Here is a 17,747-nt window from a genome sequence, read left to right on the forward strand (position 1 = left end):
GTGGGCTACGGCGTGACGATGTTGAACCCCGGATCGGGTCGGTCCAGTGATTCGGTGAGCTGCTGTAGCACCTGAGCGTCGCCGACGAGCTCGAAACCCGGTGAGGTCAGGTCACCTGCGGCAAGCGCGAGCAACCGGACCTTACTCGCCACCTTGACGGTGGCACCCGCAGTCGCCTCGTCGGCATTCACCTTGCGGTACACCAGCACTCCGTTGCGCAGCGTCAGCCGGTAGTTGGTGTCCGAATCCAGGAAGGTCACATCCAGTGCGAGGTCGAGGTCCCACGCTCTGGGTCCGTTGACGCTGATCGCCAGCGCATCGAAGATCTGCTCAGGCGTCAACTGCGCCATCAGTGTGGCCGGTGCGACCTGGGTAGGGGTACCGAAATTGCCGTCCGCCAACTCGGTGGCGCCGGCCAGGAAGAAGTTCCGCCACGGGCCGTTCTCAGAGCCGTAGGCCAACTGCTGCAAGGTGGCGACGTAGAGCTGCCGCGCCGCAGAGTGGTTCTCGTCGGTGAACATTGCATGGTCCAACAACGTTGCAGACCAACGGAAATCGCCATCATCGAAGGCCTGCTGCGCAATCTTCACCACATTGTCCAAACCGCCCATCGCTTCGACGTAACGCGGACCGATGGCCTCCGGCGGATGCGCCCAAAGCCGGCCGGGGTTGCCGTCGAACCACCCCATGTACCGCTGGTAGACGGCCTTGACGTTGTGACTGACCGAACCGTAGTAGCCATGGGTATTCCACGCCTTCTGCAGGGCGGGCGGCATCTCGAAGCCCTCTGCGATCTCGATACCGGTGAAACCCTGATTGAGCTGACGCAATGTCTGGTCGTGCAGATACGCAAACAAATCTCTTTGTACGGAAAGGAATTCGACGATCTCGTCGTGACCCCACGTGGGCCAGTGATGCGACGCGAACACCACGTCGCTACGTTCGGCGAACGAGTCGATCGCCTCGGTCAGATACCCCGCCCAGCCGTGCGGGTCACGCACCAGCGCACCACGCAGCGTCAGCAGGTTGTGCAGGTTGTGGGTGGCGTTCTCGGCCATGCAGAGCGCGCGGAATTTCGGGAAATAGAAATGCATTTCGGCCGGCGCCTCGGTACCGGGCGCCATCTGGAATTCGATCTCGACACCGTCGATCGTGTGCTTCTCACCGGTGGTGGTGATGTCGACCGTCGGCACGATGATTGCCACCTCGCCGGTCGACGGCGTCTGCCCCAGACCGCAGCCCACCTGCCCCTGTGGACCCCGGTCGAGCGCCGCCCCGTACATGTACCCGGCGCGGCGTGCCATCGCGGTGCCCGCGTAGACGTTCTCCTGCACGGCGTGTTCGGTGAAGCCCTCCGGCGCGAGCACCGCGACCCTGCCTGCGTCCACGTCGGCCTGTGACGTCACGCCCAGCACGCCGCCGAAGTGGTCGACGTGGCTGTGCGTGTAGATGACCGCGACCACCGGCCGGTCGCCGCGATGGGTTTTGTACAGGGCGAGCGCCGCCGCTGCGGTCTCGGTGGACACCAATGGGTCGATGACGATGATTCCGGTGTCGCCCTCGACGAAGCTGATGTTGGACAGGTCCAGCCCTCGCACCTGATAGATGCCCTCGACGACCTCGTACAGGCCCTGCTTGGCCACCAGCTGGCTCTGCCGCCAGAGGCTGGGATGCACCGAAGTCGGTGCGTCGCCGTCCAGGAACGCGTAGACGTCGTTGTCCCAGACGACGCGGCCGTCGGCGGCCTTGATGACACATGGCTCCAGCGCGGCGATGAATCCGCGGTCGGCGGCGTCGAAGTCGGCGGTGTCCTCGAATGGCAGCGTGCTCAGATGCTCGCGATGCGCGGACTCGATGACGGCGGTGGGGGGCTTGAGGTCCATGCCGCCACGATATGCATCCGTCAGGAATGGCGGGCGCGATCTTCGTAGCCGCGCCGCGCCGCGGTGCCCGCAGCTTGGGTAAAGATTTGGTCGGCGTTCATTGCGCGGTTCAAGGCTTCGTACACGCGTAGCGGCAAGCGCCGTGTCAGACCGATCAACACCGCCGCCGCGCGGGTCACCGTCAAGTGAGGCTTCGGTTTGGCGATCAGCGACACGATGCCCTTCGCGATGTCCTCGGGTTCGGCGTTCTTGAGTCCGGTCGCGCTGGCGACGCCGTCGATCATCTCGGTGTTGGTCAGCGTCGGCATCACGACGGATGCGGTCACGCCGGTTCCGCGCAGTTCGAGCCGCGCCGTGTCGGTATAGCCGAGTACCGCGAATTTGGTGGCGCAGTAGGTCGCGATGCCGGGCACCGGATTCACCGCGCCGACGGAGGCGATGTTGATGATGTGCCCTTTGCCCCGCCTCACCATTCGTTCGGCGGCGAGCTTGGTGCCGAGGATGACGCCAAAGAGGTTGATGTCGATCGTGCGCTGCGTGACGTGATCGGGTTCGTCGAGGAAGCCGCCCGCCGGACAGATTCCCGCGTTGTTCACCAGGACGTCGACGGGACCCAGCTCCCGTTCGACGTCGTCGAGGAACGTGGTGAATGACTGCCGATCCGTGACATCGAGCCGGGCGTAGAACCCGAGGTCGAAATCGGCTCCGCTCTCCTTGACCGCCGCCTCGTCGACGTCACCGATCGCCACTTTGGCGCCGAGCCGATGCAGCATCTTCGCGGTGGCCAGTCCGATACCGCGCGCTCCGCCGGTGACGACGACGACTTTCCCGTTGAGTGCGGATGCTTTCGCCATGGCTGCCCCTCTCGCGCCGAGAAGCGCAGACTAACCCTCACCGCGTCATCGCCGAGGCCACTCTGCTGACCTCATCCGCGCCATGACCGTCGACGACGGCGGCGTCCACGTAGCGCCGAAACACCTCGAGCACACCGGCATCGACACCGGCGTCGTGCGAGGCTCCGACGAGATGGCGCAGCGATGCCGCCACCGATGACACCGATGCGCTGCTGTCGCCGTGACGATCGTCGGCGATGCGTTCGGCGAGCTCGTCGAAGATAGGGCCGAGGATGTCGACGATGCCCAGTGCGTGCGGAAGAAACTCGCCGGGCGCGATTCCGTTGGCCCTCGCCACCGTCAACGCGTGCAGGAACCCGCTGACCGACGTCCAGAACACGTCCAGCAGCGACATGTCGAACGCCGCTGCGCGACCGTAGTCCTCCCCCAGCCACGTCGGCGTGCCCAGCGCGTCGATAACCTCCCGAAACTCGGCGAATATCTGCTGCGGCCCGGCCAAAAGTATGCTGCCGGTGGGCGTTCCGATCGTCGGGGTTGGCGTCATGATGGCGCCGTCGAGGTAACGGCCGCCGAGGTCGGCGACGAGTTTGGCGGTGTGGCGCGCCCGTTCCGGCGTGTCCGAGCTCAGGCCGACGATCACGCGTCCATTGACCGTGTCGCCCGCCTGCGCCACCAGGTCGTCCACCACGTCATGGTCGACGACGTTGATCAACGTGACGTCGCCGGCGGCCACGGCCTCCGCGGGCGTCGCCGCCCACACCACACCCCGGGCACGCAGAGCGTCGGCCTTGCCCTCGGTGCGGTTCCACACCGTGGTGCGGTGCTTCGCGTCAAGCAGGGCACCCGAAAGCGCCTGTCCCATCGGGCCGAGCCCCAACACGGTCACCGACGTCATGCCGCCGCCTCCGGATCCTTGATGCTCTCGACGACACGCGCGAAGCCGTCGCTGCCGTGACCCGCATCGATCTGCCGGTGAATGAGGCGCTGCACCACGTCCACCAATTCGGTGCTGATGCCCTGCGCACGACTGGCTTCCACGATGTCGCTGATATCCGAGAACTCGAGGCTCTGCTGGCCGGGCACCGAATAGTCCCCGCCATCGATGACGTCGGCGTACTCGGCGATCGCAGGCACCACCGCGTGCAGCCAGTCCACGGCCCGGGCCGCGAACTCCTTGGTCGGCACACCCGCTGCGCCGACCATCGCCGCGCCGTGAAAGAACCCCGCGAACATGACGTACATCGATGACAGCAGGGCCAGGTCGTACAGCGACGCCATCCCCGCGGCGTCACCGAAATATTCTGTGTTTCCCCAGGATTCGAAGATCATGCGGTGGTCGTCGTAAAGCCGTCGCGAGCCGCTGTAGAGGACTCCGGCCGCGGGTGTGCCGATCATCTCGGGGGTGGCCATGACGCCGCCGTCGAGGTAATCGGCGCCGATCGCGGCGGACCATCGGGCGAGTTCGCGGGCGCCGTCGGGGGACGTGGTGGTCAGGTTGAGGATGGATTTTCCGGTGAGGCGATCGGCAAGCGGATCGAGCACGTCGTGCACCGACGCGTGGTCGAACAGGCACACCACGATCAGGTCGGCGTCTGTGGCGGCAGCCGGCGTGTTCGCGGCGACGGCGCCGGCGTCGACGAGTGGTGCGGTCCTTGTGGCGGTGCGGTTCCACACGATCGTCGGATGGTCCGTGCGAAGGACGCCACCGGCCAGTGCCGAGCCCATCTCGCCGAGACCCAGAAAGCTCACGGTTGTCATGGCATCATCGTCGACGTGACGCACACTTTCCGACAAGTACCCACTAAAAAGTGGGATACTTACCTTATTGAAACTAATGGGGGTGAGCTGTGGCTTCGCTAGGCAAATTCACGTGCGGCCTGGACGCCGCGATGGCGGTGGTCGACGGAAAGTGGAAGCCGCTGATCCTGTGGGAACTCCAGGAAGGACCCAAGCGGTTCAATGCACTGCATCGAAGCCTGCCCGGCATCTCTCAGAAGATGCTGACCCAACACCTCAAGGAGTTGCAGCGTCACGGCGTCGTGCACCGCGAGAGCTATCACGAAGTGCCGCCCCGAGTGGAGTACTCGATGACCCCGGCCGGCGAGGAATTGCTGGAAGCACTTGGACCGCTTGGCGATTGGGCCACCAAGCACATCAAGCTGATCTGCGCCGCCGAGGCGGGCTGAGTCAGCTGTCCTGTTCGGCCAGCCACCGTTCGGCGCGGCGTTTCGATGCCCGCGACAACCAGGCGTCCTGGATCAGCTCGGTGAGTTCGGCCCTGCCGATCGACGATAACCTGCTGGCGCGCACGAGAACCGAAAGATGGCCGTCGAAACGGTCCGTAGTGAAAAACGGCGAGTCCGGGTCCTGGATGAGCGCCAGCTTGTCGGCTTCCGACTCGACCCAGATCATGATGACGTCGGTATACCGCTCACCGGTGTCGGGATCTTCTGCGTCGGGCTGAGGCGTGCGGAAGAACACGAACGACTTGCCGCCCACCTGGTAGATCGGGTTGCCTTTGGGGCCTTCGATCCGATTCGTGTGCGGCATCGAGGCGGCGATCTCGTGCACGTCGGCGACGCGCGCGGGGCGGTCACGCATAGCGCCCCAACCGGTGCAGCACGACATCGGAGAGGGTGCCGTCGTGCACGGTCGCGGTCATGTACGTGCAGAATTCCTGGCGCCTGCGATCGGTCGGTGAGCCCGGATTGAGCAGTCGCAGGCCGGTTTTCGCAGTCGTGTCCCACGGGATGTGGCTGTGCCCGAAGACCAGCACATCGGTGTCGGGATACAGCTTGGCCATCCTCGCGTCGCGGCCGCCCGCCGCCCCGGTCTCATGTGTGACGGTGAAGCGCACACCTTCGAGTGTGACGTCCGCACGTTCGGGAAGCCGGATCCGCAACTCGGCGCCGTCATTGTTGCCCCAACAGGCGATCAACCGCTGGGCGCGAGCTTCGAGGGTGTCGAGCAGGGACGGCTCCACCCAGTCGCCGGCGTGCATCACCACGTCGGCTTGCGCGACTTCGTCCCACACCCGCGCGGGTAGGTCGCGGGCGCGCTTGGGAACGTGGGTATCGGCGATGAGCAGAAGCCGCACCGCCCCAATCTAGCGGCCCGACCGCGGTTGCCATCCCGGCGGCGGATCTTCACCCACCCGGCCGTCGACGGCCTCGCGGATCAGGTCGGCGTGGCCGGTGTGCCTGCTGTATTCCTCGATGAAGTCGCACAGCAGGCGGCGCAGGCTCGCATGGTTGCCGTCACCGTCGGAGACGTGGACCAGCTGGTCGAGTCCGCCCCGAGCCAACGCGACGTCGAGGCGGGTGCGGGACCGCGCCACCGCGTCCTCCCACAGCGCGTACAGCGCCTCCGGCGGGTCGGCGGCCGCCGACGTGAACTCCCAGTCGTCGGTGCCGTCCCACAGCGTCTGCCACGGCTCACCGACCGGCTCGCCGGTGAGCTTCTGGGTGAAGATGTAGTCCTCGTTGATCGCCATGTGCTTGAGCAGACCGCCGAGCGTCATCGCAGAGGCCCCGATGCGTGTCTGCAGTCCGGCCGCGTCGAGGTCGTCGGTCTTCCAGCGAAACGTCGCCCGCTGCCGCTCGAGCGCACCGACCAGATGCTCGACCTCGGTGCCGGCCAGCGGCGGTTCCCACGGGGTTTCGGTCATACAGCCACCGTAGGCACCTTGAGCGCGCGCGCCCGAAGGGATTCGAACCGTTACCGTGGAGTCCATCTGAAGCGATGCGCTCCACAGCAGCAGCGTGATTACTCACGCAGCGTTGCCCACGCGGGGCTTCCCGTGGCGGTACCCACTGCCGACTTGACCGGCCTTCTGCGGGTTTCCAGCGGGCTCGTTTAGCGTCGCCCCGCAACTCGGGGAGGACGTGCCACCTGCAGCTTGGCTGGCAAGTGCAGCCAAGTTGCGAGCAGCATTTAGGTCGCGATCCAGCGTGACCCCGCACGTCTCGCAGTGATAGACACGTTCGGAGAGGCGCAGTTTGGCTTTCGTTGCGCCACATCCCGAACACAATTTTGAGCTGGCGTAGAACCGGTCGGCGACGATGAGCTCGCCCCCGCGCCACTGGGACTTATACGAAAGTTGTCGCCGTAATTCGCCCCAGCCAGCCCCGGCAATCCGGCGCGCCAACCTGCGGTTGTGCAGCATGCCCGTGAGGGGGACCCGTTTGGTGGTCCAGTCGCTATGCGGCTTGGGGTTGGTGGGTCGTGGTTTATTGTAGGGCGAATTGACTAGGGGTGAGTTCGCCGCGGCCGGAGTGGGGTCTGGTCGACTCGATCCTCCGGCAACACGAGGAATAGTCAAGACCTGATCCACAGGTCTTGACTATTCCTCCCTGTCTCGAAACCGGCGGCGTGGTTTCCACGCTCAGGTTGATCCGCCGAGGTCTCCTGAGTAGCGCAGCGAATCTGGTCCCTGCCGAAGTAGGTTGCTCACCCACGTTGGGCCCGCGCTGATGGGGGTCCGGCGCGGTGTGGGGCCTGGTACACAGTGGTGCGGCGAGCCCGCGAGCGCGGAGATCATCTTGCTGCACCGCAGTCAGATTCGCTGCCAGCGCCGAGCGCCATCGCCGTTGCAGGCTGGCTTGATGGACCGGGGGCACGGCGGATGGGACGGGTCAGTCCGCCGTGCCCGATCGATCACGGTTCTACGAGTGGGAAGTCAATCTCGGTGTGCGCCACGTTGTTGAAGTAGTTGGTCAGCACGTTGAGTGCGACATGGCCTATCACCTCAGCGATCTCGGCGTCGCTGGCGCCTGCTCGGCGCACGGCCTCGCGATCAGCATCACCGATCTGGCCGCGCTGTTCGTTGACCGCCACGGCGAAGGCAAGTATCGCAGCGGTTTTCCGGTCGTCGGCATCGGCCTTGCGGGCGGCGTCGACCTGTTCGGAGCTCAGCCCGGCAATCCGCTGGCCGGTGTAGCTGTGCGCCGACAGGCAGTAGGAGCAACCATTGGATTGCGCGACAGCGATGGCCAGACGTTCTCGGGTAGCAACAGGAAGCACACCGCTTTCCAGGCTGGCAACCAAGCCCAGGTACCCCCGAAGCAGCGCCGGGCTGTTGGCCATCGCCCGAGTCAGATTGGGAACAGCGCCAAGTGTTCGTTTCGCCGCCGACAGCGCCTCCGCCTGATCGGTCGTCGCGTTCGCGTTGGTGACGAGGGGCATGGTGCTCATAATTTCCTCCAGTATCCGGAATCGTCTGGACCTCGCCGCTGTTCACATCGGCGGGGCTAGTGTTCAGACACCGCAATGCCGTGCCGTGTTACAACCGGAGGTAACCAACTTCGTGGAGCGAGTATTCGAGACACCCGTGGCGGCACGCGCTGCACGCTTGCGCACGGTTATCGACGATCGATGGGCCACCGACGAGGACCTGATCGCGGCTCTTCGGGCGGGTGACAAGGACGCGTTCCGAGCCCTCGTCGACACGCTGCACGCGCCGCTAGTGCGGCTGGCACGGATGTATGTATCCACCGCCACCGCGGAGGACGCCGTGCAAGACACCTGGGTGTCGGTGGTACGTTCCATCGGCTCCTTTGAGGGCCGTGCGAGCCTCAAGACCTGGGTGTTTCGGGTGATGCTGAACCGGGTGCGCACACTGGCCCGCAGGGAATCAACAACTGTGCCGTTCGCCACTGCGGGGTTCGAGTCTGACTCGCGTCCTTCGGTCGATCCACGGCGGCTCGTTCATCCCGACCTCGGCGCGCACCACTGGGTCGGCGTGCCAGCCCGCTGGGATCTGCTGCCCGAGCAGCGGCTGATGTCGGCCGAGGTGCGCTCGGTGATCGCTGACGCCCTGCAGAAAGTTCCGAGCGCCCAGCGTGAGGTGCTGACCATGCGTGATATCGAAGGGTGGTCAAGCGGGGAAACCTGCGACGCACTTGGCATCTCAGCGGTGAACCAGCGGGTACTACTGCATCGGGGCCGTGCCAGCCTGCGCGCCGTATTGGAGGACTATCTCAATGACTGAGGACGACTTCGTCAGCAACGAATTGCGGATCACCTGTTCGGACGCGGTGGCGCTGGTCACCGAGTATCTGGAGGACGCGCTCGAAGATGCGGATCTGCGTCGATTCGAGCAGCACCTCGGTGGATGTCAGGCATGTCGGGTGTACGTCGACCAGATCCGTCGAACCGTGTGGATCGCCGCGGCGGCGCGCGATGAATCGGTGGAGGTACGGCCGGCGAACCTCGACGCGCTCATGGCGGAATTTGAACGACTCAACCGGAACTGAGACTCGTTGTAACGCCTGGCCCGGCTCGCGAGTCGATACCTGCGACGGCCGCAAACTAGCGGCCCGCCCGGAAGGAAATCGTCATGACCCGCAACCAAATTTTTGCCTACGCGTCCGCGGCCATCTATTTCGCCGCCGGAATCATCGGCTTCGCGGTGACCGGCTTCACCAGCGAACACCACACGAAGGTCCTGGTCCTCGCAGTGAACCCGATGCACAACATCGTGCACCTGGTATTGGGGGCGGCGTGGCTGGGCGCTGCACTGATGCCCTCGATCACCCGCACCGCCAACGTGGTTCTCGGCATCGGCCTGCTGGCCGCATTCGTGCTCGGGGTCTCGGGTGTGTTGGGCTTTCTCAACATTCATTCGATCGGCGAACCCGACAACTACCTGCACCTCGTGTACGGCGCCCTGAGCATCCTCGTGGGCTGGAAACTCACCGACACCGCTAGCCGCGGTCGTACCCCGCGCGTGAACCAGGCCATAGTTCGGTGAACCGACGATGGACCCTGCTGCGCTGATGTCTGTGTGACCCAGCTCGGGGGCCTTCCGCCCAGTGTCGGCCGGGGCCGGGCAGCTAAGCCAAGGGAGTGGGCGGGTGCCCGGCCCGTGAGCCTCCCCAGTGGGTGTGGTGCCGTGGGCGCCAGGTCGCCAAACGTGTACGGGCAGCTTGTTGAACTGCGTTGGCAGCTAAGACCAGGACGGGCTTGGGCGCTTGGGTGCGACCAGCCCCATTTTGCACTGGGTGCAGCCGGGGGTGAGCCGCGAAGCCGAGGCCCGAGCCCGGCGCCCGCGCGCGCTCAGCTCGGCCGGTGTGCCACAAAGACGAAAAAGTGGGCGTCGGGCGCCGCCGTGTGGCCGTCCGCTCCAACTGCGTGAACGTCCGCGAAGCCGGCCTCATCGAGCATCGCCGCGAACTGCGCCTGAGTCCACCAGTGGCGCACCCAGTCCCGCTCGAGCGTCTCGGTGGTGCCGTCGGCGGCGACCCGCTCGAGACGCAGGGTGCTGCGATGGCTGCGGGCCTCGGGGTCGATGGCCATCGCCATCACGCGCACGCGCAGGGTCGCGCCGTCCGGGCCCAGCGTCTCGCGCGTGATCGGTGACCGAAGGTCCGGGTCTGGCACCTCGAGCGGGATCAGCACGCGCCCGCCCGGCTCGAGGTGCGCCGCCATGGCGTCGAGGGTGCGTCGGGCGTCCTCGTCGCTGGTGAGCAACGTGAAGCTCGCGCCGGCCAGGAAGATCGCGCGGTAGCGGTGAGGCAGGTCGAGGTCCTGCATACGCTGCTCGAACAGCGTGACGTCGAGACCTCGGCGTGTGGCCTCGGCATGGCAACGCGCGAGCATCTCGGACGAGGCATCGACCCCGTGCACGTCGTAGCCCCGCGCGAGCAGCTCGAGCAGGGGCAGGCCCGAGCCGCAACAGAGCTCGAGGGCGGGGGCGCCTGCGGCGTCCAGGAAGCACACGTAATCGTCTGCCTTGGCGTGCTCGCTCGCCAGCGGCTCGTAGAGTTCGGCCACCAGCCCCGAGTAGAACAGGGCCGGGTCGTGGTCGGCGGCGGACTTCGCGCTCATGCGTCGAAGTCCGCTGAGTGGATGCCGATCGGCGACGATGCGACGTCGCACCGCGGCGGCGCTGCGCTTACGCGCGTGGTGGGCGGTGTGCACGAGGCAGCCCAGGCGATTTCGCGGCCCGCTGGCGAGCACCAGGTCGCGCACGCCGATGTCGGACGATGCGCGCATCGGGTATGGGTTCGTTTGTCTCGCTGACGGCGGCGTGGGTAGGCGATGCGGACGCGCCGGCACCCCAGGTTCGTGGTGGGTTTCTAGCCGAGTGCCGCAGGGCCACCAGCGAACTCGCGAACCGGGAGAATCAGTCCGCGGAATAGCGCGAGATGCGTGCGAGGAGCCTTGCCGGTCCACTTGTTGCCTCCGTCCGCGATCGCCGTTGCCAGCTTTTCGGCAGTGGCATCGACGGAGCACCTCGGTGCAGACCATATTTCCAATCCTCCGCTCCGCGGGCGATAAAGTTGCCCGCGCGGTGTAACGCTGCAGGGTATCGGGGCGTCTGAACATTACTCGCCACGCTTTCGGTGGCGAGGTCCGTTCAGATCAACCGACAGAAGGAAAACCCATGAGCACTCCATCTATCACTTCACCCACCCTCGTCAACATCGCCGGCGCGAGTGGCTTCGCCCTCGACGGCTTTGATCCGGTCGCTTTCTTCGCCGATCAGCAGCCGGTGAACGGTGATCCCGCCATCACGGCGACGTATCAGGGTGCCGTGTATATGTTCGCCACCAAGGAGCACCAGCAGACGTTCGAGGCGGACCCCGGAAAATATGCACCGCAATATGGAGGGTTTTGCGCTTTCGGTGTCTCGGTGGGCGCGTTGTTCCCGGTGGACATCATCAACACCTGGCAGGTTCATGACGGCAAACTGACAGTGATCTTGAACGCGGAGCTTCGCAAAGAGTTCGACAAGGACCATGAGCAAAACGTGGCCAAGGCGGACAACAACTGGCCAGGCCTGGTCAGCGAGCACGGCAAGTAACTACAGGACCGCAGGGCGAACCAGTCCGTCATCCGCGTGTGTCAACGCCGGATACGGCGGAAACCGACCGCCCAGAGCCGGGCGAACATCTTGCGCTATTGCCGGCAACTGCTGGGTGCCCGCCCTCCTAAGTGCTGCATGGGCTGTTCGGTACCCGCCCGGTCCCAGTCGGCCGGGCGGGAGCCCGTCGCAAATGTAGAAAGAGGCACATCCACAGGACCACTCCCCGGTCCGTCGGTCCAGGTCGCGGTGTCTCGTATCCTGTCTCACACGGGATGTCTCGAATCTCCAGTGTCGGTGGGCAATACGGTTGGCCCATGACGGCGACGACCGTATTGGGGTTATGCACGGGTCGCTACCACCGTCCAAGACCTCGACGGCCAGCTCGCCGCACTCACCGCCATCGGTGTCGACGCGGAACGCGTCTTTACGGACAAGCTCTCCGGATCGGCCCAAGACTGGGGGGACTGGGGCGGCTCCGGGTTTGGTGGTGCAGTCGTTATGCGGCGCGGGGTTGATGGGTCGTGGTCCACTGTAGGGCGAACTCGGCCGGGGTGAGTTCGCCGTGGGCGGAGTGGGGTCTGTTGATGTTGTAGTCGCAGCGCCAGTCTTCGATGATCACGCGGGCTTCCAGCAGCGAGTCAAAGCGCCATGAGTTGAGCAGTTCATCGCGTAGCCTGCCGTTGAACGACTCGATCCAGGCGTTCTGCCACGGCGAGCCGGGATCGATGAAAAGTGAACCGGCGCCGTTGAATCTGCACCAATCACTGACGGCGTGCGCCACGAACTCGGGACCGTTGTCGAAGCGCACGTAGACCGGCGCCCCGTGGTGCAGTGCCAGGCGATCCAAGACATCGACAACGCGGTCGGCGTCGACGGCGCGATCGACGTCGATCGCGAGGGCTTCGCGGGTGAACTCGTCGATCACGTTCAACATCTTCAGGGTGCGGCCATCGGCGGTGGTATCGAACTGGAAGTCCATCGCCCAGATCACGTTCGGACGTATCGGTGACATCGCCCCCACGGCGACACCGATACCGGTCAACCGCTTCTTCTTGCGGCGCTTCGGGACCTGCAGGCCTTCCTCACGCCATAGACGGCGGATGCGTTTGTCGTTGACTTTCCAGCCGGCTCGGCGGGCCAGTTTGGCTGCCCGTCGCCATCCCCAGCGAGGCCGGTCCACCGAGAACCGGCGCAGCCAGGCACGTAGCTCGTTTTCCTCGGCGGTGATCGGCGGCGGCCTGTGGCGCATCGTGGAACGGTGGATGCCCACCACCGTGCAGGCGCGGCGTTCGGACACCCCGAACCGGTCGCGCAGCGCCGTGACGGCGCTGCGCTTGCGGTTCGGGGTCAGAAGTTTCCCGCCGAGATCTCCTTGAGCATGTCGATGTCGAGGGCCTGGTTGGCAACCAGCTTCTTGAGCCGGGTGTTCTCCGCTTCGAGTTCCTTGAGTCTTTTGGCCTCGTTGGCCTTCATGCCGCCGTACTGGGCAATCCAGCGATGCCACGTCGACTCCGCGATCTCGAGGTGTCGGCACACCTCGCCCAGTTCCTGGCCGGTCCCGAGGAGTTTGTTGCCCTCGGCCAGCTTGCGGATGATCTGATCCGGCGTATGCCGCCAGCGCTTGTTCGATGCCATGTCGTTGTCGATTCTTCCTTGCCCGAACACCGGGCAACAGAGTCGCACAACGGCTGGACCACTACGGCGGGCTCACCTCACCCGCAATATTGAGATCCTCGATCACAATTTGGTCGAATCGTTCGGACAATGAGGTCGTCAATCTGTGGAGTGCATTGATTCGGGCGTTGGCGACCCGAGTGTGAAGTCGATTCACTTTGTCTTGGGCGCGATACCAACGGCGCGACGGAGGCTTTCCGGTGCGCCTGTCGGGCCCCTCTCTTCGCGTCGCCTTGCGTTGCAACCGACGGAGCGTCTTGTTGACCTGCTCGAGATGAGCGGGGTTGGCAACCATTCCTGCGGCGTCGGAGATACCCCGCACTGGCTCAGACAAGATGGCCAGGTGTTGGATCCCAAGATCCACCCCAACTACCTCTCGCGGCAGCCCAAGTACCGAAGGGGCCATCCGAACCTCGACCGAGAAGGAAACGAACCATCGCCCTCGCGCATACGAAATTGTGGCGGACTTAATTCGCGCAGTTCCCTCCGCGACGCGTCGCGCCAATTTGCGAGTCGACTCGTGAGTTCGCACCAGGCCGATGCGAGGAAGCTTTATGTGACGCCGGTCGGCATCGGAGAGGCCAAACGCACCAGTAGTAAAGCGGCATGACATCTGGCACTTTTTGGACTTGAACTGTGGAAACCGCATTCGCGGCCCTCTGCGGTCGCCCGATTGCGACTTGACCCAACAGCGGAGGCCGACAGCCAAGTTGGCGAGCCCTGACGAGTACGCCTCCTTCGAATTGTCCTCCCACCACGGAGCGACGTCATCCTTGGCGTCGTTCCATAATCTGCGCAAGGCATACGCCGACCAGTCCAACGACGGCGTGAGATCCCGATCGCTGATGCCATATGTTTGCTCGGCCGCTCGCTGTTCAAGATTCGCGATGACTCTGCGCAGTCCCCAGTTGTACGCGTACCGCTGCGCGCCGCAGTGCGACCGAAGAGCTTGTTCTTGCGAAGGTGTCGGGTCAAGCGCGAACCGATAACCCCTGACCAAACTAGGGGCTCGGGCGCCCGGCGGTCCGCTAGTGGTCAAGACTTCGCTCCCGGATTTTCCACACCAGGAACTGTTCCAGACGAGTCCGACAAGTCGACGTCCCCGCGACACGGGCTCTAGGGAGTGTCAAGGATCAGCCGAAGTAGGTGCAAACCATCAGCGAAGCCAAAACGTCAAGCATCACCCGACGTCATACCCTCAAAGCGCGCCCGAAGAGATTCGAACTCCCAACCTTCTGATCCGTAGTCAGATGCTCTATCCGTTGAGCTACGGGCGCATGCATATTCAGTTGTTGGCGGAGGCGAGAGGATTTGAACCTCCGGCCCGGTTTAAGCCGGGCAACTCATTAGCAGTGAGTCCCATTCGGCCGCTCTGGCACGCCTCCCGACGTTTACCGCCGATCCGACAGAGTACACAGGCCCGACGGCACCAAGCAAAGCAGATCAGGGGCGCACCGAGCGTCCCCATAAACTGATCGCGTGACCGCCCGTCTGCGACCCGAACTTGCCGATCTACCGGCGTATACCCCCGGCAAGACCGTGCCGGGCGCGATCAAGATCGCGAGCAACGAGACGGTGCACGGGCCCCTGCCCAGCGTGCGGGCCGCGATCGAGAAGGCCACCGACAACATCAACAGGTACCCCGACAACGGCTACGTCGAGCTCCGCGAGCACCTGGCCAAGCACGTCAACTTCTCGCCGGAACACATCTCCGTCGGCTGCGGGTCCGTCAGCTTGTGCCAGCAGTTGATCCAGATCACCTCCACGGTCGGCGACGAAGTGCTGTTCGGCTGGCGCAGCTTCGAGATCTACCCGCTGCAGGTCCGCACAGCGGGCGCCACCCCCGTGCAGGTGCCGCTGACCGACCACACCTACGACCTCGACGCGATGCTGGCCGCGATCACCGACCGCACCCGGCTGATCTTCGTGTGCAACCCGAACAACCCCACCAGCACCGTCGTCGACCCCGAGCAACTGGCCAGGTTCGTCGAGGCCGTGCCGTCGGACATTCTCATCGCCATCGACGAGGCATACGTCGAGTACATCCGCGACGGCCTGCTGCCGGACAGCTTGGGGCTGGCGCACAACCACGCCAATGTCGTTGTGCTGCGCACGTTCTCGAAGGCATACGGGCTGGCCGGGCTACGCATCGGCTACGCCGTGGCCGACCCGGACATCATCACCGCGCTCGGCAAGGTATACGTCCCGTTCACCGCGACCAGCGTCTCGCAGGCCGCGGCCATCGCATGCCTGGACGCCGCCGACGAGCTGCTGGCCCGCACCGACGCTGTCGTCGCCGAACGCGCCCGCGTGACGGCAGCGCTGCTCGACGCGGGTTACACGGTGCCGCCGTCGCAGGCCAACTTCGTCTGGCTGCCGCTGCCCGGCCGGGCGCAGGAGTACGCCCGCGCCGCCGCCGATAGCCGAATCATCGTGCGGCCCTACGGCGAGGACGGGGTGCGCGTCACCGTCGCCGCACCGCACGAGAACGACATGTTCCTGGAATTCGCCCGCAACTGGATCCGAGACGCATGAGCGAGCCGGCCAGCCGTCAGCGGTTCGGTGAACTCACCTCGAAAACGGGGCTGATCGCGTACGAGGACCTGGAGCAGTTCTGGTCCACGCTCGAACCGGTCGACATCGACTTCATGATCGGCGAATGGCGGGGCGGCGAACTGCCCTCCGGCCATCGCGGTGACGGTTTCCTGGGTGACCGCTGGTTCGGCACGACGTTCCGCTCGGCCACCGACGTGGATCCGGTGGTGTGCGTCGACGAGGACGGCAACAAGTACTCGGATACCGAGGTCATGAACGGCTCAGCCAGCCTGTGGATGGAAGAGTTTCGCGGCGAAGTGACCGCGACGATGGTGTACGACGCCATGCCGATTCACGATCACTTCAAAAAGGTGGATGACAACGTCGTCATCGCAGTCACGAACGGAAAGGGTGCGCGCGATGGCGGCCGGTATTTCTTCTTCTACCTCGAGCGCGTCTGACACCGACGCTCGGAAGACGTTTGCAGCGCTGAAGGAACGCACGGATCGGATCTCCGATGCCGAACTCGACGAGTTCTGGGCCACGCTGGCACCGGCGAGCATCGACTTCATGATCGGCGAGTGGGCGGGCGGGGAGTTCGACACCGGTCACCGCGCCAACGGCTTCATGAAGCGCCTGAACTGGTTCGGCAAGACGTTCGTGTCGGCCACCGACGCCAAGCCGCTGGTGTGCCTGGACGCCGACGGACACAAGTTCTCCAACACCGAGGCGATGAACGGCGAAGCCAGCCTCTGGATGGAGGAGTTCCGGGGCGAAATCGTCGCCTCGATGGTCTACGACGGCAGGCCGGTGCACGACCACTTCAAGGTCGTCGACGACAACGCCGTCGTGGGCATCATGAACGGCAAGGGCGCGCTCGACGGAGACAGGTTCCTGTACTTCTACCTGGAGCGTGTCTAGCCCGGCCGGCGGCCGGTGAACGCCAGCAGCCTGTCCAACGACGCGGCGTCGGCGGGGATGTCGACCGGATCGTCGAAGCCCGCGCGGGCGCGACCCTGCGGGGTGATGACCTTGGTCGCCAGCCCCATGACGTAGTCGGTCAGCGAATCGGGCGCATTCAGCTCGCGGCCGACCGCCAGGGCGTAATCCCAGGCGTGGACCAGAAATTCGAGCGACAGGATGCCCGCCATCATCGTCGCGGGCGCCTCGCCGTTCCCGAAGGGCACCGTGCCGTCGAGACCGCGCCGTTTCCACGCGTCCAGCGCGGGCCGGCCGGCGAGGACCACCTGCCGCTCCACCGAGTCCGTCCGGTCCCGCTCGGGGAACTCCGCCCCCGCCGCACCGCCGAGCACCGTGATCGAGTTCATCAGGTGATCGGTGAGGCCGGCCACGTCGAACTCGCGGCACGGCGTCTGCTTTTCGAGGTCGTCGTCGGCGATGCCGTGCAGCACGTGCTGCAACACGGCGAACGTCGCTTCTGCACTCTCCAGTTCGTCCGCCGGCGGGGAATCCGGTCCGGCGCGCAAATCGTCCGTCATGGGTGCCACGCTACGTCCCGCTTGCGCCTATCGTTGCCCAGATGAAGACGTACGTGCGGGTGGGCGCATCGGCCCTGATCGTGGTGGGCCTGGCCGCCGGGTGCTCACGCACCACCGAGGGCACCGTCGCCATGACGACCGAGCCTGGGCCCCCGATCTCGTCAGGGGACAACGAGACGAGTCAGCCGACGATTCCAGGCCTGCCGAACATCGAGCTTCCCGACATACCGGGCCTCCCCGGATTCCCGGGTAACGATGTGCCCGACGTCCCCGCGCCGGCGAACGCGCAGACGATGACATGCGAGGAGTACACCGGCCTCGACGAGGCCACCCAGAAGGCCGTCGTCAAGGCGATCCTCAACGAGGATGGTGTGACCGAGGAAATGGCGGAGCTGACGGCAATGCTCATGGCCGGCGCCATGTGCCAGTTCATGCCGGACATGAAGGTCAGCGAGGTGGTGTCGGGCCCACCGTGAGTGGTGACTAGCCTGCA

General features: G+C 65.1%; 22 protein-coding genes, 2 tRNA genes and 1 pseudogene. 10 read left to right on the top strand and 15 right to left on the bottom strand.

Features of this window, described 5'->3' with window-relative positions:
* Nucleotides 1–5: 5 nt before the first annotated feature.
* From G6N36_RS19890 to G6N36_RS19905, 4 genes are read right to left on the bottom strand one after another with little or no spacing between them, the layout of a single operon-like run.
* Nucleotides 6–1,883, bottom strand: a complete 1,878-nt coding sequence (locus G6N36_RS19890) for an alkyl/aryl-sulfatase (protein ID WP_163688586.1) — start codon at nt 1,881–1,883, stop codon at nt 6–8.
* Nucleotides 1,884–1,903: 20 nt separating this feature from the next.
* Nucleotides 1,904–2,737, bottom strand: a complete 834-nt coding sequence (locus tag G6N36_RS19895; RefSeq protein ID WP_163688587.1) for an SDR family oxidoreductase — start codon at nt 2,735–2,737, stop codon at nt 1,904–1,906.
* A 37-nt stretch (nt 2,738–2,774) separates the two neighbouring features.
* The gene (locus G6N36_RS19900) at nt 2,775–3,632 is read right to left on the bottom strand and encodes an NAD(P)-dependent oxidoreductase (RefSeq protein ID WP_163688588.1); all 858 of its coding nucleotides are present in this window, start codon (nt 3,630–3,632) and stop codon (nt 2,775–2,777) included.
* Nucleotides 3,629–4,495, bottom strand: coding sequence for an NAD(P)-dependent oxidoreductase (locus G6N36_RS19905; protein WP_163688589.1), 867 nt, complete (start codon nt 4,493–4,495; stop codon nt 3,629–3,631). Before G6N36_RS19905 ends, G6N36_RS19900 begins: the two co-directional genes overlap by 4 nt.
* An 89-nt stretch (nt 4,496–4,584) precedes the next feature.
* Here G6N36_RS19905 and G6N36_RS19910 point away from each other — a divergent pair, with 89 nt between their 5' ends.
* The gene (locus tag G6N36_RS19910; protein ID WP_083126376.1) at nt 4,585–4,923 is read left to right on the top strand and encodes a winged helix-turn-helix transcriptional regulator; all 339 of its coding nucleotides are present in this window, start codon (nt 4,585–4,587) and stop codon (nt 4,921–4,923) included.
* Between the two features lies 1 nt (nt 4,924).
* Here G6N36_RS19910 and G6N36_RS19915 read toward each other — a convergent pair whose 3' ends face one another.
* From G6N36_RS19915 to G6N36_RS19935, 5 genes are all read right to left on the bottom strand, one after another.
* Entirely contained in the window at nt 4,925–5,338 is a 414-nt protein-coding gene (locus tag G6N36_RS19915) for an MmcQ/YjbR family DNA-binding protein (protein WP_163688590.1), read from the bottom strand.
* Nucleotides 5,331–5,834: a metallophosphoesterase family protein gene (locus G6N36_RS19920; protein ID WP_163688591.1), complete on the bottom strand. Its 504-nt coding sequence runs from the start codon at nt 5,832–5,834 to the stop codon at nt 5,331–5,333. The genes G6N36_RS19915 and G6N36_RS19920 overlap by 8 nt, the downstream gene beginning before the upstream one ends.
* A gap of 9 nt (nt 5,835–5,843) precedes the next feature.
* Entirely contained in the window at nt 5,844–6,404 is a 561-nt protein-coding gene (locus G6N36_RS19925; protein WP_163688592.1) for a mycothiol transferase, read from the bottom strand.
* Between the two features lie 102 nt (nt 6,405–6,506).
* Nucleotides 6,507–6,902 carry a zinc ribbon domain-containing protein gene (locus G6N36_RS19930; protein ID WP_163688593.1) on the bottom strand — a complete coding sequence of 132 codons (396 nt, stop codon included), beginning with the start codon at nt 6,900–6,902 and terminating at the stop codon, nt 6,507–6,509.
* Nucleotides 6,903–7,393: 491 nt separating this feature from the next.
* Nucleotides 7,394–7,930: a carboxymuconolactone decarboxylase family protein gene (locus G6N36_RS19935; protein ID WP_163688594.1), complete on the bottom strand. Its 537-nt coding sequence runs from the start codon at nt 7,928–7,930 to the stop codon at nt 7,394–7,396.
* 112 nt (nt 7,931–8,042) lie between these two features.
* Here G6N36_RS19935 and G6N36_RS19940 point away from each other — a divergent pair, with 112 nt between their 5' ends.
* The 3 genes from G6N36_RS19940 (at nt 8,043) to G6N36_RS19950 (ending at nt 9,488) form a co-directional block, all read left to right on the top strand.
* Nucleotides 8,043–8,726, top strand: a complete 684-nt coding sequence (locus G6N36_RS19940) for an RNA polymerase sigma factor (RefSeq protein WP_235690118.1) — start codon at nt 8,043–8,045, stop codon at nt 8,724–8,726.
* Nucleotides 8,719–8,991: an anti-sigma factor family protein gene (locus G6N36_RS19945; protein ID WP_163688596.1), complete on the top strand. Its 273-nt coding sequence runs from the start codon at nt 8,719–8,721 to the stop codon at nt 8,989–8,991. The genes G6N36_RS19940 and G6N36_RS19945 overlap by 8 nt, the downstream gene beginning before the upstream one ends.
* Nucleotides 8,992–9,074: 83 nt before the next feature.
* Nucleotides 9,075–9,488 carry a DUF4383 domain-containing protein gene (locus tag G6N36_RS19950; protein WP_163688597.1) on the top strand — a complete coding sequence of 138 codons (414 nt, stop codon included), beginning with the start codon at nt 9,075–9,077 and terminating at the stop codon, nt 9,486–9,488.
* A gap of 305 nt (nt 9,489–9,793) precedes the next feature.
* Here the strand turns inward: G6N36_RS19950 and G6N36_RS19955 are convergent, their stop codons facing one another.
* Complete coding sequence (locus tag G6N36_RS19955; protein ID WP_163688598.1) at nt 9,794–10,732, bottom strand: class I SAM-dependent DNA methyltransferase; 939 nt, start codon at nt 10,730–10,732, stop codon at nt 9,794–9,796.
* A 391-nt stretch (nt 10,733–11,123) separates the two neighbouring features.
* On the opposite strand from G6N36_RS19955, the gene G6N36_RS19960 reads away from it, so the two are divergent.
* Nucleotides 11,124–11,543 carry a YHS domain-containing (seleno)protein gene (locus G6N36_RS19960; RefSeq protein ID WP_163688599.1) on the top strand — a complete coding sequence of 140 codons (420 nt, stop codon included), beginning with the start codon at nt 11,124–11,126 and terminating at the stop codon, nt 11,541–11,543.
* A 339-nt stretch (nt 11,544–11,882) separates the two neighbouring features.
* Nucleotides 11,883–11,993 (top strand): annotated as a pseudogene (locus G6N36_RS29930) (recombinase family protein); the annotation flags it as partial.
* Between the two features lie 49 nt (nt 11,994–12,042).
* Here the strand turns inward: G6N36_RS29930 and G6N36_RS19965 are convergent.
* The 4 genes from G6N36_RS19965 to G6N36_RS19980 all read right to left on the bottom strand — a co-directional run bounded on the left by G6N36_RS19965 (nt 12,043) and on the right by G6N36_RS19980 (nt 14,605).
* A protein-coding gene (locus tag G6N36_RS19965; protein WP_163688600.1) for an IS3 family transposase occupies nt 12,043–13,181 on the bottom strand; the annotation gives its coding sequence in 2 pieces (ribosomal slippage) (nt 12,043–12,911 and nt 12,911–13,181; 1,140 coding nt in all).
* Nucleotides 13,182–13,242: 61 nt separating this feature from the next.
* Nucleotides 13,243–14,331: an IS607 family element RNA-guided endonuclease TnpB gene (gene tnpB, locus G6N36_RS30380; protein WP_372512397.1), complete on the bottom strand. Its 1,089-nt coding sequence runs from the start codon at nt 14,329–14,331 to the stop codon at nt 13,243–13,245.
* 93 nt (nt 14,332–14,424) lie between these two features.
* Nucleotides 14,425–14,497 (bottom strand) — tRNA-Arg (locus G6N36_RS19975).
* 16 nt (nt 14,498–14,513) lie between these two features.
* Nucleotides 14,514–14,605: transfer RNA gene (locus G6N36_RS19980), tRNA-Ser, on the bottom strand.
* Between the two features lie 94 nt (nt 14,606–14,699).
* Between G6N36_RS19980 and hisC the strand changes: the two genes are divergently transcribed.
* The 3 genes from hisC to G6N36_RS19995 are packed head-to-tail and all read left to right on the top strand — an operon-like array spanning nt 14,700 to nt 16,676.
* A complete protein-coding gene (gene hisC / locus G6N36_RS19985; RefSeq protein WP_163688602.1) occupies nt 14,700–15,755 on the top strand; it encodes a histidinol-phosphate transaminase in 1,056 nt (351 codons plus the stop codon).
* On the top strand, nt 15,752–16,216 hold the full coding sequence (locus tag G6N36_RS19990) for a DUF4334 domain-containing protein (RefSeq protein WP_163688603.1): 465 nt from the start codon (nt 15,752–15,754) through the stop codon (nt 16,214–16,216). Before hisC ends, G6N36_RS19990 begins: the two co-directional genes overlap by 4 nt.
* Nucleotides 16,176–16,676 carry a DUF4334 domain-containing protein gene (locus G6N36_RS19995; protein ID WP_163688604.1) on the top strand — a complete coding sequence of 167 codons (501 nt, stop codon included), beginning with the start codon at nt 16,176–16,178 and terminating at the stop codon, nt 16,674–16,676. Before G6N36_RS19990 ends, G6N36_RS19995 begins: the two co-directional genes overlap by 41 nt.
* Here G6N36_RS19995 and G6N36_RS20000 read toward each other — a convergent pair.
* Nucleotides 16,673–17,254 carry a TIGR03086 family metal-binding protein gene (locus G6N36_RS20000; RefSeq protein WP_163688605.1) on the bottom strand — a complete coding sequence of 194 codons (582 nt, stop codon included), beginning with the start codon at nt 17,252–17,254 and terminating at the stop codon, nt 16,673–16,675. The two genes, G6N36_RS19995 and G6N36_RS20000, sit on opposite strands and share 4 nt — an antisense overlap.
* A gap of 41 nt (nt 17,255–17,295) precedes the next feature.
* Between G6N36_RS20000 and G6N36_RS20005 the strand changes: the two genes are divergently transcribed.
* Nucleotides 17,296–17,730, top strand: a complete 435-nt coding sequence (locus G6N36_RS20005) for a hypothetical protein (protein ID WP_163688606.1) — start codon at nt 17,296–17,298, stop codon at nt 17,728–17,730.
* The last annotated feature ends 17 nt before the right edge of the window (nt 17,731–17,747 follow it).

The organism is Mycolicibacterium gadium (assembly GCF_010728925.1).
Classification (GTDB): domain Bacteria; phylum Actinomycetota; class Actinomycetes; order Mycobacteriales; family Mycobacteriaceae; genus Mycobacterium; species Mycobacterium gadium.